At 68.8% G+C, this 15680-nt stretch carries 12 protein-coding genes and 1 tRNA gene; 7 read left to right on the top strand and 6 right to left on the bottom strand.

Annotation, left to right across the window (positions count from 1 at the left end; all coding sequences use genetic code 11):
- Nucleotides 1–71 precede the first annotated feature (71 nt).
- The 4 genes from LCC91_RS04510 to LCC91_RS04495 all read left to right on the top strand — a co-directional run bounded on the left by LCC91_RS04510 (nt 72) and on the right by LCC91_RS04495 (nt 4878).
- Entirely contained in the window at nt 72–737 is a 666-nt protein-coding gene (locus LCC91_RS04510; RefSeq protein ID WP_143898135.1) for a GntR family transcriptional regulator, read from the top strand.
- A gap of 6 nt (nt 738–743) precedes the next feature.
- Nucleotides 744–1715, top strand: a complete 972-nt coding sequence (gene puuE / locus LCC91_RS04505; protein WP_143898133.1) for an allantoinase PuuE — start codon at nt 744–746, stop codon at nt 1713–1715.
- The gene (gene uraD, locus LCC91_RS04500) at nt 1712–3490 is read left to right on the top strand and encodes a 2-oxo-4-hydroxy-4-carboxy-5-ureidoimidazoline decarboxylase (RefSeq protein ID WP_143898131.1); all 1779 of its coding nucleotides are present in this window, start codon (nt 1712–1714) and stop codon (nt 3488–3490) included. Before puuE ends, uraD begins: the two co-directional genes overlap by 4 nt.
- Nucleotides 3491–3576: 86 nt before the next feature.
- Nucleotides 3577–4878 carry a M20/M25/M40 family metallo-hydrolase gene (locus LCC91_RS04495; protein ID WP_143898129.1) on the top strand — a complete coding sequence of 434 codons (1302 nt, stop codon included), beginning with the start codon at nt 3577–3579 and terminating at the stop codon, nt 4876–4878.
- 103 nt (nt 4879–4981) lie between these two features.
- On the opposite strand, the gene LCC91_RS04490 is transcribed toward LCC91_RS04495, so the two are convergent.
- From LCC91_RS04490 to LCC91_RS04470, 5 genes are all read right to left on the bottom strand, one after another.
- Nucleotides 4982–5218 carry a DUF2789 domain-containing protein gene (locus tag LCC91_RS04490; RefSeq protein WP_143898127.1) on the bottom strand — a complete coding sequence of 79 codons (237 nt, stop codon included), beginning with the start codon at nt 5216–5218 and terminating at the stop codon, nt 4982–4984.
- 23 nt (nt 5219–5241) lie between these two features.
- Complete coding sequence (locus LCC91_RS04485; RefSeq protein ID WP_082007636.1) at nt 5242–7935, bottom strand: replicative DNA helicase; 2694 nt, start codon at nt 7933–7935, stop codon at nt 5242–5244.
- A 234-nt stretch (nt 7936–8169) separates the two neighbouring features.
- Nucleotides 8170–8246 (bottom strand) — tRNA-Val (locus LCC91_RS04480).
- A gap of 76 nt (nt 8247–8322) precedes the next feature.
- Nucleotides 8323–10566, bottom strand: a complete 2244-nt coding sequence (locus tag LCC91_RS04475; RefSeq protein ID WP_143898125.1) for a RelA/SpoT family protein — start codon at nt 10564–10566, stop codon at nt 8323–8325.
- Nucleotides 10563–11540: an alpha/beta fold hydrolase gene (locus LCC91_RS04470; RefSeq protein ID WP_143898123.1), complete on the bottom strand. Its 978-nt coding sequence runs from the start codon at nt 11538–11540 to the stop codon at nt 10563–10565. The genes LCC91_RS04475 and LCC91_RS04470 overlap by 4 nt, the downstream gene beginning before the upstream one ends.
- A 70-nt stretch (nt 11541–11610) precedes the next feature.
- Here LCC91_RS04470 and LCC91_RS04465 point away from each other — a divergent pair, with 70 nt between their 5' ends.
- Entirely contained in the window at nt 11611–12381 is a 771-nt protein-coding gene (locus LCC91_RS04465; RefSeq protein WP_043701972.1) for a 3-hydroxybutyrate dehydrogenase, read from the top strand.
- 221 nt (nt 12382–12602) lie between these two features.
- Here the strand turns inward: LCC91_RS04465 and LCC91_RS04460 are convergent, their stop codons facing one another.
- Nucleotides 12603–13256 (bottom strand): SIMPL domain-containing protein, encoded by a 654-nt coding sequence (locus LCC91_RS04460; RefSeq protein ID WP_185974904.1) that lies wholly within the window; start codon nt 13254–13256, stop codon nt 12603–12605.
- Between the two features lie 322 nt (nt 13257–13578).
- Here LCC91_RS04460 and ompR point away from each other — a divergent pair, with 322 nt between their 5' ends.
- Together ompR and LCC91_RS04450 are read left to right on the top strand one after the other, a co-directional pair.
- Nucleotides 13579–14298 (top strand): osmolarity response regulator transcription factor OmpR, encoded by a 720-nt coding sequence (ompR, locus tag LCC91_RS04455; protein WP_043701969.1) that lies wholly within the window; start codon nt 13579–13581, stop codon nt 14296–14298.
- Nucleotides 14298–15602, top strand: coding sequence for a sensor histidine kinase (locus tag LCC91_RS04450; RefSeq protein ID WP_082007634.1), 1305 nt, complete (start codon nt 14298–14300; stop codon nt 15600–15602). The genes ompR and LCC91_RS04450 overlap by 1 nt, the downstream gene beginning before the upstream one ends.
- The last annotated feature ends 78 nt before the right edge of the window (nt 15603–15680 follow it).

Here is a 15680-nt window from a genome sequence, read left to right as displayed (position 1 = left end):
GTACCCGCCAAACCGACGTTTGCAATACCAAAGTGTATACAAGCGGGCGATTCTGCCGCTATCATGCCCCCATGCCGGACGTCAGCGCCCACACCATCGTCGCAACCATCACCCAGGCGATCGCCGAACACCGCCTGCTGCCCGGGACCCCGCTGGTGGAGCTGCGCCTGGCGGAGCATTTTGGCGTCTCGCGCACGGTGGTGCGGCAGGCCCTGCACCAGCTCGCCCAGACGCGGCTCGTGCAGCTGCGCCCGCGCCGCGGCGCGTGCGTCGCCGCCCCGACGGTGCAGGAGGCGCGCCAGATCCTGAGTGTGCGCCGCACCCTCGAGGTCGATCTGGTGCGCCAGCTGGCCGCTTCCATTACGGACAAGCAACTGCGTGCCTGGCGCGCGCACTTGCGGGCGGAGCGCGCCGCCATCGCGGACGGTGACGCCAGTACACGCAACCAACTATTGGGAGACTTCCATCTGCGTTTGGCCGAGTGCTCGGGCAACCAGGTGCTGACCGAGATCCTCGGCGGGCTGCTGACCCGCAGCGCGCTCATCACGCTGATGTACCAAAGCGAGCCGGCAGCGCGACACTCCAGCGAGGAGCACGAGGCAATCCTCGACGCGCTTGCCGCGCGCGATGCGGAGGCCGCGGCGCGGCTGATGGCCGATCACCTCGAACACGTAATCAGCGGCCTGTCGTTCGAGCGGCCGCGGCGCAGCGCCGATCTCTCTCTGGCTTTGGGATAACGCGACATGGCTGCCCTCTACGACACGACCGCCCCCTACCCCCGCGACCTCGTCGGCTACGGTCGCCAGCCCCCGCACGCCCGCTGGCCGGGCGGCGCACGCGTCGCCGTGCAGTTCGTCCTCAACTACGAGGAGGGCGGCGAGAACTGCGTTCTGCACGGTGACGCGGCGAGCGAAACCTTCCTATCCGAGATGTTCGCGCCGGCGGCCTACCCGGATCGGCACCTGAGCATGGAGGGCATCTACGAGTACGGCTCGCGCGTCGGCGTGTGGCGCATCCTGCGCGAGTTCGAATCCCGCGGCCTGGCGTTGACCGTCTTCGCGGTGGCCAGCGCCTTGCAGCGCCACCCGGAAGTGGCGGCCGCCTGCCGCGCGGCGGGCCACGAAATCGCCTGCCACGGGCTCAAATGGATCCACTACCAACAGGTGGATGAGGCGACGGAACGCGCCCACATGGCCGAAGCCATCGCCATCCAGACCGCCCTCACCGGGGAGCCGCCGCTGGGCTGGTACACGGGGCGCGACAGCCCCAACACCCGCCGCCTCGTCGTCGATCACGGGGGTTTTCTCTACGACAGCGATTACTACGGCGACGACCTGCCGTTCTGGATGCGCGTGCGCCGCAGCGACGGCACCGTGGTCAACCACTTGGTCGTGCCGTACACGCTCGACTGCAACGACATGCGCTTTGCGCTCCCGCAGGGTTTTTCGCACGCGGATCCGTTCTACCTCTACCTGCGTGACACATTCGATGCGCTCTATGCCGAAGGCGACCCCGAGGGTCTGGACCAGCCGCGCATGATGAGCGTGGGCATGCACTGTCGGCTGTTGGGTCGCCCGGGGCGTATCGGCGCGCTGCAACGCTTCCTCGATCATATCCAGCGCCACGACGGTGTGTGGGTCGCCCGGCGCGTGGATATTGCGCGCCACTGGCGGGACACCCATCCCTGCCCCACCCCGGCGGAGGACACCCGATGAGCACCGGCATCGCGGCGCTCGACGCCCTCAACGCCGCGCCGTTGGAGGAGGCTTGCGCGCGCCTCGACGGGCTGTATGAGCACTCGCCCTGGATCGTGCGCGCGGCCCTGGCGCGCCGCCCGTTTGCGACACCGGCCGCGCTCATCTGTGCCTGCGCCGACGTGGTGGACCAGGCCCCCCTCGAGGCCCAGCTCGCCCTCATCCGAGCCCACCCCGAACTCGCCGGCAAGGCCATGGTCGCTGGCACGCTGACGGCAGAGTCGACCGGCGAACAAAGCCGGGCCGGGCTTACGCATTGCAGCCCCGAGGAGTTCGCGGCGCTGCAACGCCTCAACGCGGCCTACAACGCCCGCTTTGGCTGGCCCTTCATCCTGGCGGTGCGCGGCCCGCGCGGCACCGGGCTGACGCGAGCCGAGATCATCGCCACGTTCGAGCGGCGGCTGCACGCCCACCCGGACGATGAGTGGCGCGAGTGCCTGCGGCAGATTCACCGCATCGCCGAAATCCGCCTGCACGACAAGTTGGGTTGGGAGCCCACCGCGGGACACGCCGTGTGGGATCGGTTGGCGGCCCTCGCCCGACACAGTGAAGATGCCGGTCAGCTGACGGTCACCTACCTCAGCGAAGCCCACCGCGCCTGTGCCGCGGAGATCGCCGCCTGGATGCGCGACGCCGGTTGTGACGCGGTGGAGATCGACGCGGTCGGCAATGTCGTCGGCCGGTATGCCGCGGCGCAACCGCACGCGCGCTGGCTCCTCACCGGCAGCCACTACGACACGGTGCGCAACGCCGGCCCGCACGACGGGCGCTTGGGCATCGCAGTCCCGCTGGCCGCCGTGCGTGCGCTGCACGCACGCGGCGAGCGCCTGCCGTTCGGCATCGAAATCATCGCATTCGCTGAGGAGGAAGGCCAACGCTACCCCGCGACGTTTTTGGGCTCTGCCGCCGTGGCGGGCGCGTTCGATCCCGCGTGGCTCGCCCTCACGGACGCCGACGGCGTTCCCATGGCCGACGCCATGCGCGGCGCGGGGCTGCCGGGTACGATGGACGCCATCGCGGCGTGCGAACGCGATCCGTCCCGCTACCTCGGTTTTGTCGAGGTACACATCGAACAAGGGCCCGTGCTGGCGGCGGCCAACCGCCCGCTGGGGATCGTCACCGGCATCAACGGCAGCGTCCGGTGGCTGGGCGAATACACAGGCGTCGCCTGCCATGCCGGCACCACGCCGATGACGCAGCGCCGCGACGCCGCCGCCGGCGCCGCCGAGCTGGTGTTGGCTGTCGAGCGCCTGGCCCGCGCCCACCCCGGTACGGTCGGCACCGTGGGTATCCTGGACGTGCCGTCGGGCTCCATCAACGTCGTGCCGGGCCGCTGCCGCTTCAGCCTGGACCTGCGCGCGCCGACCGACGCCGCCCGCGACGCGTTGGCGCAGGTGGCCCTCAGCGAAGCCCACGCGATCGCCGAGCAGCGCGGCCTGACGCTGACGCTGCGCGAAACGTTGCGCGCCGCTGCCGCCCCGAGTGCCCCCGCGTGGCAGGCGCGCTGGGAACGCGCGGTGGCGGCGATGGGCGTTCCGCTGCACCACCTGCCCAGCGGCGCGGGACACGACGCGATGATGCTGCACCGTATCCTGCCCCAGGCCATGCTGTTCGTACGGGGGGAAAACGGCGGCATCAGCCACAACCCGCTCGAATCGACGACCAGCGACGATATCGACCTGGCGGTGCAGGCCTTTGCGCGCTTGCTGCGCGATCTGGCCGCCGAAACGGTCTGAGCCCGTGTCCCTTCCCCGACGCTGCTTCATCGGCCGGTCTCAAGATCCACCGCCGTTTTCGACCCTCACAAGCCTTCACCCCTGTCATGAGCACCGCTTACACAGACCCCACTGCACTGGACGCCTGGATCGATGCCCACTTCGACGAGGAAGTGCGGTTCCTGCAGGCGCTGCTGCGGGTGCCGACCGACACCCCGCCGGGCGACAACGCACGCCACGCCGAGGTCACCGCCACCCTGTTGGAAGCGATGGGTTGGTCCGTGGAGCGCCACCCCGTGCCCGCGGATATCGTGCACGCGGCCGGACTGGCGTCGATCACCAACCTGATCGTGCGGCGTCGCTACGGCAGCGATGCCGCGACACAGCGCCCGGTGATCGCGCTCAATGCGCACGGTGACGTCGTGCCGCCCGGCGAGGGTTGGACCCACGACCCCTATGGCGGCGAGATCGTCGACGGCAAGCTCTACGGCCGCGCCGCCGCGGTCAGCAAAAGCGACTTCGCCACATACGTGTTCGCCGTCCGCGCGCTGGAAGCCGTCGCGCGTCCGCGGCAAGGCGCGGTGGAGCTGCACTTCACCTACGACGAAGAGTTTGGCGGCGAGCTGGGGCCGGGGTGGCTGTTGCGACAGGGCCTGACCCAGCCGGATCTGATGATGGCCGCCGGCTTCACCTACCAAGTGGTCACGGCCCACAACGGCTGTCTGCAGCTCGAAGTCACCATCGAGGGGGAAATGGCCCACGCCGCAATCCCCGACAGCGGCACCGACGCGCTGCAGGGTGCTGTGCACATCCTCAATGCCCTGTACCGGCTCAACGCGGACTATCTGGCCATCCGCTCCGGTGTCGGAGGTATCACGCACCCGTACCTGAACGTCGGCCGCATCGAGGGCGGCACCAACACCAACGTCGTGCCGGGCAAGGTCACCTTCAAGCTGGACCGCCGCCTGATCCCGGAAGAGGATCCGACCGCGGTCGAAGCCGCACTGCGCCGCACGATCGGCGAAGCCGCCGCCACCTATGCACCGGTGCGCGGCGGGCGGGCGTTGAAGGTCTCGGTGCGGCGGCTGTTGCTGGCACACGCGATGCGGCCGCTGCCAGGGGCCCAGCCGTTGGTGCGGGCGCTGCAGCGCCACGCCCACGCGGTGCTCGGGGAGGCCATCCCCGCCGTCGGCACACCGCTCTACACCGATGTCCGGCTGTACGTGGAGCGCGGCGTCCCCGGCGTCATCTACGGTGCGGGGCCACGGACGGTGCGCGAATCCAACGCCAAGCGGGCCGACGAACACCTCGTACTGGAAGACCTGCGCCGCGCAACCAAGATCGTGGCGCGCGCACTGGCCGATCTGCTCGGCCCGACCTCGCCCCTGCAGCAGACACCGCGTGAATGAAGCGCGGCAAAGACGTACCGCTATATCGGCAACGGAATCGGTGCGTCGGTGCACTCAGGCCGGCTGGCGGGCCCGTCGCGACCGGTGGAGGGGACGCCCCACCCTATCCCCGCAACGCCGCATCGAGCCGGTCCACCACCTCCGCCCAGTCGGCATCCTCACAGCGCGCGTCACGCAGGAAAGCCGCCTGCGGCGGCGTCCAGAACGGCGCATCCGGCAGCGCGACGTGACGGGGCAGTGGCGCGTGGGTTTCGATGAAGCGGCGGATGCTCTGCTCGTCCGATGGCAGGCCGAGCTGCTCGAACAGTTCCCGGAAACCGTGAAACGGGTGGTCGATCATGGCGTTTTCCCCTCTCCGACTGATCAGTAATCGCTGTGGTACTCCGCCAGATTCTCGAAGCGGGTGAGCGCGTTCAGGAACGCGAGCTTGACCGTGCCCGTCGGGCCGTTGCGCTGCTTACCGATGATGATCTCGGCCACGCCCGGCTCCTTGCACTGGTCCTTGGTGTAGTACTCGTCGCGGTAGATGAACATGATGATGTCGGCGTCTTGTTCGATCGCGCCCGAGTTGTGGCTGACAATCCCATCGGCCAACCACGAAGCCCTATCCGGGACGGTCAGGTCAAAGACCTCCCGTTCACCGGCAGGCTCCACCGCCACGACGGTATCCCAGAAAAGATCCGACTGTGCCCAGTTCAGCAGCGCCTCGTCGCCCAAGCGTTGCGCGTAGTCGGCCACCACGGATCGCGACGGCGAAAATCGAAAATGCGAAGTGCCGCCGTATGCGGTCCCACGCCATTGCGCCATCTGGCGATGGCTGACACCCTTCTCGCGCATCACGCGACGGATGCGATCGAAAATCGCCTTCGGCAGCGTGTCCACATTGAACTGTCGGCGGCGAGGCGCGTCCGAGCCACGTCCCAGCCACTCGGCCAGTCGTTGCGCAGGCTCGACGCGCGGCCCGAAAGCGCCGGCCGTTTCCAAAAACCGCTTGAGTTGCTCTGCCCCGGAGATGTCGACGGTCCAGACGCCGCCACCCGTGCGGCTCAACCGTATCCGCGCAACAATGCCCAACCGCAGCAGGAGCGCCGCGACGTCGTGCGCGAGCCCACGACTTGCCGTGGAGAAATACACCCGTGGGCTACCTTTTTGCCCGTGCGGGCGAATATGAATCGCGCCGTCTGTCGCCCAGAGGTGCCGCAACAAAACGGCCACGCATTCGTCATTGAGCGTGAACGCTTCCTGCGGAATCCGCTTTTCACGCGAACGCTGTCCATACACGCCGAGCCCACGCAGCCAGGCATTTACGCCTTTGGTTTGCCAACGGTTCCCGTTACCGCGGATGAGGAGTTGCCACCACCGCCCCCGGCCAGGGTAGCGCCGCACGGTGCACCCCATCGCCTCGGCCGCCCGGGTAACGATCGCAGCGTTTTCGTCTGATGAGGTCGCATACCGCAACGGCTGACCGTCCAGATAGCTGCCATCCCCGATCAGGTGAGCGAGCAGCGCCAAATGTTCCTCGGGCCACGCGGTGGCGTGCGCGGGTTGGGGAATCCGACGGGCAATGGCGAGTCGATCGCCTTTGCGTAAGGCTGCTATGGCAACCCACCCTTGCGCACCCAGAAGACGGTGATCGGCGGTGGCCACGAGCGTGCGGCCACTGGCCAAACGCACTTCGTATACCGGCCGATTGCCGACCCTCCACACGATGTCGGCCCGCGCCGGTACCAAGCGCTGCTGGGCATCGAGTGCCCAGACTTCGGGTTGGGTGCCCACGAGCTCCTGAATGGGCACGCGTCGTCCGTCCGCCAAACAAACCAAAGTATCTCCGGTGACGCACTCCCGCAGATCCGACATCATCGGCCGCTTGTCGGTGCGCTGCTCCACGCCGCGGTTGAGCTGCGACAGCGCGATCACGGGGCATTGCAGCTCCTTGGCCAGCATCTTGAGGCCGCGCGAGATTTCGCCCAGTTCGGTGGCGCGGTTTTCGCCGTCGCTGTTGCTGCCGCTCATGAGCTGCAGGTAGTCCACGACGATCAGGCCCAGCTTGCCGCACTGGCGGGCCAGGCGCCGGGCGTTGGCGCGCAGCTCCGCGGGCGTGAGGCCCGGTGTCTCGTCGATGTAGAGGGATACGTGGCGCAGCTTCTCGATCGCCTCGGTCAGGCGCGGCCACTCATCGGGCGTGAGCTTGCCGGTGCGCAGGTGCCCCTGATTGATGCGGCCGATCGATCCCACGACCCGCACCGCCAGCTGCGCGGCGCCCATTTCCATCGAGAACACCGCCACCGGCAAGCCTTCGTTGAGCGCAACGTGCTCGGCGATGTTGATCGCAAAGCTCGTCTTGCCCATGCTGGGGCGTGCCGCGATGATGATGAGGTCGCCCGGCTGCAGCCCGGCGGTCATGCGGTCCAGGTCGATGAAGCCGGTGGGCACCCCAGTGATGTCGTTGGGGTTGTCGGCCATCTCCTGCACGCGGTCGAGCAGCTCCACCACGAGCTTGTCCATCGACTGGAAGCCCTGCTTCATGCGGCTGCCTTCCTCGCCGATGGAGAGGATTTTCTGCTCCGCCTCGTCGAGGATGGTGGCCACGGGCTTGCCGCGCGGCGCGAAGGCCTGCGCGGCGATCTCGTCGCTGGCGACGATGAGCTTGCGCAGGATCGCGCGCTCGCGCACGATCTCGGCATAGCGCCGGATGTTGGCCGCGCTGGGGACGAACTGCGCGAGCTGGTTGAGGTAGGCAAGCCCCCCCACCTCCTCAGCCCGCCCCAGACTCGTCAGGTGTTCATAGACCGTGATGACGTCCGCGGGCTTGTTGGCGTTGATCAGCGCGGCGATGGCCTCGAAGATGCGCTGGTGCTCGGCGCGGTAGAAGTCGGTCTCGGTGATCAGGTCCGCCACGCGGTCCCACGCACTGTTGTCCAGCAGCAACCCGCCCAGCACGCTGGATTCGGCCTCCAGCGAGTGCGGCGGCACGCGCAGCTGGGCCAGTTGCAGGTCATCGTGAAACGGAATCACGGGCGCGGTGGGCGTCGGCCCGCTCAACTCTTGCTCGCTCATCGGCGCAATTGTGGCAGCAGTCCGTGGCGCGGGAGCGGTCGCGTCCCAGCAACGGGCGTAGAACGCCGACTCCGATTTCGGTTTTCTTCCGCGCGGGCAGGATGCCCCCGATCAGACCAGTACCGGCGGGCGGGGCGGGCACCTGCCGGCGTGCGACCAAGCAGAGCGGCCTATACGGAGTGGGGAAAAAGAAAAACGCCCCGTGCCGGATCGAACACGGGGCGTTGCGGTGTCTGGTAGGCGCGATTGGACTCGAACCAACGACCCCCACCATGTCAAGGTGGTGCTCTAACCAGCTGAGCTACGCGCCTGTCGTCTGTGTCACCAGCGGTGCGTCGACAGAACCGAGACTATAGCAGAAAAATCGCCCTTTCTGACGCTCTTCGGTCAGCGTCGCCACACCTTGAGCACGCCGGGCACGTCGTTGAGCACGGCCATCACCCGCTGCACGCGCGTGGCGTCGTTCACCTCGACGGTGAACGTCATCCACGCCACGCCTTTGACCGACTGGGTTTGCACGCCGACGACGTTGATCTTCTCGCGCGCGAAGGCCTCCGAGATATCGCGCAGCAGGCCCTGCCGATCTTGCGCCTGGACGCCCACATCCACTGCGTACACCGGCGCGTGCGCGCCACCGCCGGTGGGGGCGGCCCACTCGACGTCGATGACGCGCGCCGGCTGACGTTTCGCCAGCGCGAGGAAGTCCGGGCAATCCGCGCGGTGAACGCTCACCCCCTTGCCGCGCGTGACGAAGCCCCGGATGTCGTCCGGCGGCGCCGGCTTGCAGCACCGCGCCAGCGTCGTCATCAACGCCCCCACGCCGACGACCACGACCCCGCTGGGGCCGCCCGCGGCGCGCTGGCGCGACGGCTTCGGGCTCAACACCTCGGCGGCGGGTACCGGCTCCGCCGGGCGCAGGCGCTGCTCGATCGCGCGCAGCGAGACCGCCTCCTTGCCCACCGCCTCGAACAGCGCGTCGGCGGCGTCAAACCCCATCTCCAGCGCGAGTTCGTCGAGGTTGACGCTGGTCTTGCCCTCGCGCTGCAACAAGCGCTCCACCTGCTCCCGGCCGCGCGCGACGTTCTCGGCCGCCGCCTGCGCGTTGAACCATGCGCGCACCTTGGACTTGGCGCGGTGGCTGACCAGGTAGCCCGCTTCCGGGTTGAGCCAGTCCCGCGAAGGCCCCCCCTCCTTGGCCGCGATGATTTCCACCGTCTGGCCGTTGGCCAACGGGGTGTTGAGCGGCACCATCTGCCCGTCGACCCGCGCGCCCCGGCAGCGGTGCCCGAGATCCGTGTGCACCGCGTAGGCAAAGTCGACCGGGGTCGCCCCCTTGGGCAGCTCGACGATCGCGGCCTGGGGCGTGAGCACGTAGATGCGGTCGTCGAACAGGGCGTGCGAGACACCGCCCCCCAGATCCCGCTGCCACGCCAGCAACTGGCGCAGCACCGCAATCTTGGCGTCGTACGACGACCCCGCCGTCACGCCCGCGTAGCCCTTGGTGCCGGCTTCCTTGTAGGCCCAGTGGGCCGCGACACCGTGCTCCGCGTGCTCGTGCATCGCGCGGGTGCGAATCTGGATTTCGAACGCGCGCCCCTGCTCATCGCGCACCACCGTGTGCAGCGACTGGTAGCCGTTGGGCTTGGGCTTGGCGATGTAGTCGTCGAACTCCTCCGGCACGGGCGTGAAATGCTCGTGCACCCAGGCGAGCACCCGGTAGCACTCGTCCACCGTCTCGACGATGACGCGCAGCGCCCGCAGGTCGTAGACGTGGTCGAAGTCGAGCGACTTGCCGCGCATCTTTTTGACGATGCTGTAGATGTGCTTGGGCCGCCCCTGCACCTGCACGCGCAGACCCAACGAAGTCAACGCCTGTTCCAGCCGCTGGCGCACCTGCTCGACATGCTGCTCGCGCTCGACGCGCTTCTCATCCAGCAGGCGCGCGATGTGCTTGTACGTCTCGGGCTCGAGGAAGCGAAACGCCAGATCCTCCAGCTCCCACTTGAGCTGCCAGATCCCCAGCCGGTTGGCCAGCGGCGCAAAGACGTGCAGCGACTCGGCCGCGAGGGCCTGCGGGGGCTCGCGCTTCACCGCAGCAAAGTAGCGCAGCGTCTGCAGGCGCGACGCCAGCCGCAGCAGCACCACCCGCAGGTCGCGCGAGAACGCCAGCAGCATCTTGCGCACGTTCTCGGTCTGCGCCGCCTCCAGCGCGTTGGGGGCAGCCTTCGGGTTGGACGCCTCGGCAACGACCCGCCGGCGCGCCTGCCGCTGCAGCTCGACGAGCTTGTGGGTTTCCACCGCGACGTCCGCGAACGGCTCGCCGAATGCCTTGGCGATCGCCTCGCGCGGCCGGGCCAGGTACGGCGTGGTATAGACCAGGTACACGCACACCTGCAGGTCGGTGTTGCCCCCGATGTGGCGCAGGATCTCGACGACGGCGTCGGCGTGGTCGAGCACGGGCTCACCGGTGTCCAGGACCTCGCCGGTGAGCAACGGCTCGGCGAACGCGCGCGCCCGCTGCAGCGCGCGCTGCTCCTCTCCATCGCCAGTGGGCGCCGGGGTGGCCAGCGCGGCAGTGATCGCCGTGGCGGCCTCTGTTGGGGCCACGGCCGGGAGCGTGCGCGTGATCATGGGGCCAACAGGAAGTCCCGCACCACCTGCACCTGATCGGGCTGCACCAGCGTCGGCGCATGCCCGACGCCCGCAAACTCGACCAGCCGCGCGCGGGGACCGCGCTGCGTCATCGCGAGTGCCGTCTCGCGCGAGAGGAGGTCGGACGCCGCCCCGCGCAGCAGCAGCGTCGGGCACGTGATGGCGTCGTAGATGGCCCACAGCGTCGCTTCACCGGCCTGCTGCGCGGATCGCTGCGCATCGGCCGCGGCAGCGGGGTCGGCTGCCTGCGCAGCGCGCTGCGCTTCGAGCAGGGCCCGAAACGGCACCGCGATCGCGGGGTCGTAATGCAGCGTCCAGCCCCCCTCCACCGGCCGCAGCATCGGCCGCGTCAGCGCCATCCACTGCTCCGGGGTATGGGGGCCAAAGGTGCGGGAGACCTCCCACAGCGCGTCGGCCGCCGTCTGCTCGGTCGGAAATACCGGCATCGTGCCGACGTACTGCGCGATGCGCTCAATGGCCGCGGGCTCCAACACCGGGCCGACGTCGTTGAGCACGAGCCGGTGCAGCCCCATCGCGGGCTGCGAGGCGAGCGCCATGCCGATCAGCCCGCCCATGCTCGTCCCCACCCAGTCGATGCGCAGCGCGTAAGGCTCGGCGCTGCCGGTGGCCTGGGCGTGACGCTGCCGCAGGTGGGCCAGCAACACCGCCAGATCGCTGACATAGGTAGGAATCTGGTACGCCATCGGGTCTTCCAGCCAGTCGCTGTGGCCGCGACCGGCGACGTCCACGCACACGACGGCCGCATGCGGCGCGAGGGCGCGCGCTAGCACATCGAAGTCCCGCGCCTGCCGGGTCAGCCCGTGCACGCAGACGACCACATGATCGGGGTGGGCCAGCCCGGTCGCGTTCCACTCCCACCAGGCGATGCGCCGGGGCTCGCCGTGCTTGGCGCGCGGGCCGGGAACGGGCAGGTGATGCAGCAAAGGTTCCATGGCGTGTGTGACCGATAATGGGTGTTATTGTCAACCCGAATGGCCACCATCGTAAAGGAAACCGAGCCCCATGCTGAAAGGCAAAACCGCTCTCGTCACCGGCTCCACCAGCGGCATCGGTCTGGGCATCGCCAAGGCCCTGGCGCGCCAGGGGGCCAACATCGTGCTCAACGGCTTTGGCGACGTCGACGGCGCACGTGCGGCCGTTGAAGCGCTGGGCGTCGAGGTGTTCTACCACGGCGCCGACATGAGCCAGCCCACCCAGATCGAGGACATGATGCGCGCCGCCGCCGAGCGCTTCGGCCGCGTCGACATCCTGGTCAACAACGCCGGCATCCAGCACGTCGCGCCGGTGGAGGAGTTTCCGGTGGAGCGCTGGGACGCGATCATCGCGATCAACCTCTCCAGCGCCTTTCACACCACGCGGCTGGCGCTGCCCGCGATGAAGGCCGCCAACTGGGGCCGCATCATCAACGTGGCGTCCGTGCACGGGCTGGTGGCGTCCGCCCAGAAATCGGCTTACGTGGCGGCCAAGCACGGCCTGGTGGGGTTGACCAAGGTCGTGGCGCTGGAGACCGCCACCACCGGCGTGACGTGCAACGCGATCTGCCCCGGCTGGGTGCTGACGCCGCTGGTGCAAAAGCAGGTGGACGCGAAGGCGGCGGCGCTGGGCATCAGCAACGAGGAAGCCACCCGCCTGCTGCTCGGCGAAAAAGAGCCGTCGATGCAATTCACGACACCGGAGGAGCTGGGCGAACTGGCGGTGTTTTTCTGCTCGCCTGCGGCCAACAACGTGCGCGGGGTGGCCTGGAACATGGACGGCGGCTGGGCCGCCCAATGACGCGGCGGCAATAGGGATCCGCTACGAAGCTGTTTTTGTGTTCCCGCGCCGCGTCCTTTCCGTATTCATGAAGTGGAGGGCTCAAACCAGACCGGGCCTATCCGTTCGGCACGATTTTGTCTTGAGTGCCTGCCCCTCACCCAGATACGCCGCAATGCGAGAGCGCCAGACTTCCTCGTACCGAATCAATAGAACAATAGCTGCCCGTGGTGCAGAGGGCGTCATTGCAACTGCACCGCGCCCGACACCGTGACCTGCAGCCACGTGTGCCCGGGTGCAACGGGCAATGCCGGGGCCGCTTCTACGGCAGCGGCCATACCGCGCATGACCGGGATAGGCCCCGGCTCTGGCCGCTGGGCGCCAACATGCACCTCGTGGAGCACATAGCCACGAAAACCGAACGCCGCGGCCACGTCCTGCGCCTGCTGACGGAACGCCGCGATCGCCTGCGCCCGCAGGTCCGCTTCGGCAGCGCGCGCCGCTTCGCGACTGACCGACGTTTGCAGGCCCGCGACCACCATCCCCGGTGTCTGGGCGGCCAGTGCGGTAATCGCGCCCACGTTGCGGCCCTGCACCAACAGCTCGGCGCTGCCCTGCCAGCCGACGATCTGCCCCTCGCGGCCGTAGCGGGGCTGGACCTGAACCGCGCCACTGGCCACCTCGAGCTCTCCCGGGCGCTGGCGCGCGCGCAGCGGCTCAAGCGCCCGCTGCAGCACGCGCTGCAGGTGCGCCTGGACCGCCGCCGCCTCGTCACCCTGATGACGCACTGCGAGGGTCACCGCCACCCAGTCGTGCGGCAGGCGCTGCTCCGCCTGTGCGTTCAGGTGAACGAGGCGCGCCGGCGGGGTCTGGACCTGTGCGTAAACCGGCGTCACCGCGGTCAGTGCCAGGAGCGCTGCGCCGATGTGCCGACCGGCCAAGAGTACCGCACGGCGGGCGAGCCATCGAACGTCGGCGCCTGCCGAGCCCTCCACTGCGCCGGCACGATTTTGCCTCGAGTCCGCAGCGCTTTTCAAAAAAAGTACAGAGCGCCGCGAAAGACTCAAAACTGCTTTGTGCTGGATCGGTGAGACCATCGTTTGCTCCGATCCCGTCGTCATCGCCATCGCCTTGCCCCCATGTGAACGGTCGTTACCGAGGCAGGTGCCACATCCGGCACCGCCCCTATCATGCCGTTTCGCGCCACAATGTTAAGCCATGAACACGCGCCACCCGGACCGCATCGTTATCGTCGACGACGACGCCCGCATCCGCGAGCTGCTGCACCGCTACCTGTCGCAGGAGGGGTTCGAGGTGCTCCTCGCGGAAAACGGCCAGCGGCTCGACCGGTTGCTGATGCGCGAAACAGTGGACCTGATCGTACTCGACCTGATGCTGCCGGGCGAGGACGGCCTGTCGATCTGTCGCCGCCTGCGCGCGGCGGGCGATGCGACGCCGATCATCATGCTCACCGCCAAGGGCGAGGACGTGGACCGCATCGTCGGCCTCGAGCTGGGCGCGGACGACTACCTGCCCAAGCCGTTCAACCCGCGCGAGCTGCTGGCCCGCATCCACGCGGTGCTGCGCCGCCGCCCGCGCCAGGAGGCGCCAGGCGCCGCGGCCAGCGACAAGATCGTGGTGCGCTTCGGCCCCTTCGTCTTCGATGCCGGACAGCGGACGCTGACGCGCGACGGCGAACCGGTGCCGCTGACCACCGGCGAATTCGCGATGCTCAAGGCGCTGGCGCGCCACCCCCGCCAGCCGATGTCGCGCGACAAGCTGGCGCAACTGGCGCGCGGGCGTGAGTTCGAGCCTTTCGACCGCAGCCTGGACGTGCAGATTTCGCGGCTGCGCAAGCTGATCGAGCCCGACCCGGCCAACCCCCGCTACATCCAGACCGTCTGGGGCGTGGGCTACATGTTCGTGCCGGACGACTGATGAGCCTGTTCTGGCGCACTTTTTTGCTGCTCGCCGGGCTGCTGCTGCTGAGCGTGCTCGCCTGGTTCCAGACCTTTCGCACGCTCGAGCAGGAGCCGCGCGCGCTGCAGAGCGCCCAGGGCCTGGCGTCACTCGTGAACCTCACGCGCGCCGCCCTCATCTACACCGACCCGATCGCGCGCGTCGCGCTCGTCAAGACCCTGGTCGACGAGGAGAACGTGCGCATCGCCGTGCGCGACGAGGGAGACACCTTCACCCCCTTCGAGGTCGATTCCCCCAGCCACCGCGTGGCCCAGGCGCTCATCGAGCGGCTCGGCCCCGGCACGGTCGTCGCGCGGGAGGTCAACGGCTTTCCGGGGCTGTGGATCGGCTTTGCGATCGAAGGCCAAAAATACTGGTTGCTCGCCGATCCGGCGCGGCTGGAGACGGTACGCGGGCGCACGTGGCTCGCGTGGCTGGCGACGGCGCTGGCGCTATCGCTGCTCGGCGCCGCGGTCATCGCCCGGCTCATCAACCAGCCGCTGCAGCGACTCGCGCTGGCGGCCGCCCGCGTGCGCGACGGCGACTTCGAGGGCGCGCACCTGGACGAGCGCCTGCCGACGCGCGAGATCGCCAGCGTCAACCGCGCCTTCAACCGCATGGCCGAGCGGCTCGCGCGCGCGGAGGCGGACCGTCGCCTGATGCTCGCGGGGATTTCGCACGACCTGCGCACCCCGCTGGCACGGCTGCGGCTGGAAATCGAGATGGGTGTGCCCGATGCGCCCACGCGCGAGCGTATGGCCGGCGACATCGCCGACGTCGATGCGATCATCGGGCAGTTCCTGGACTACGCGCGCGAGCGGCCGGCACAGCTGGAACCGACGCCGCTGGCCACCGCCATCGAGCGCGCCGCCGCGCCGTACCGCCAGCGCCCGGAGGTGGTGTTGCGCGTCTTCGCGCCGCAGGACGTCGCGGCGCTGGCCGACGCCACCGCGCTGCAGCGGGCGCTGACCAACCTGCTGGAAAACGCCGTGCGCCACGGTCGCAGCCCGGACGAACAGGCCCGTATCGATATCACCGTCGAGCGACGGGGTGAGTGGAGCGAGGTGACGGTGCGGGACCACGGCCCAGGTGTCCCCGACGATGCGCTCGCGCATCTGACCGAGCCGTTTTTCCGCGCAGAAAGCGCGCGCACCACCCCGGGCAGTGGCCTGGGGCTCGCGATCGTGCGCCGGGCGGTCGAGCGCATGGGGGGTGAATGCCACGTCAGCCACGCCGAAGGCGGCGGGTTGGCAGTACGGTTGCGGTTGCGGTCCGCGCCGTGATCGGCCGCCGTCGAGGATGTGTTCTTGATCCAGCACCAAGAAGTTTTGTGTGTCCGCACCACGCCCTTCCCTTGTGAT

The organism is Tepidimonas taiwanensis, from assembly GCF_020162115.1.
Lineage (GTDB): Bacteria > Pseudomonadota > Gammaproteobacteria > Burkholderiales > Burkholderiaceae_C > Tepidimonas > Tepidimonas taiwanensis.
This window is presented reverse-complemented; position numbering and strand designations above follow the sequence as displayed.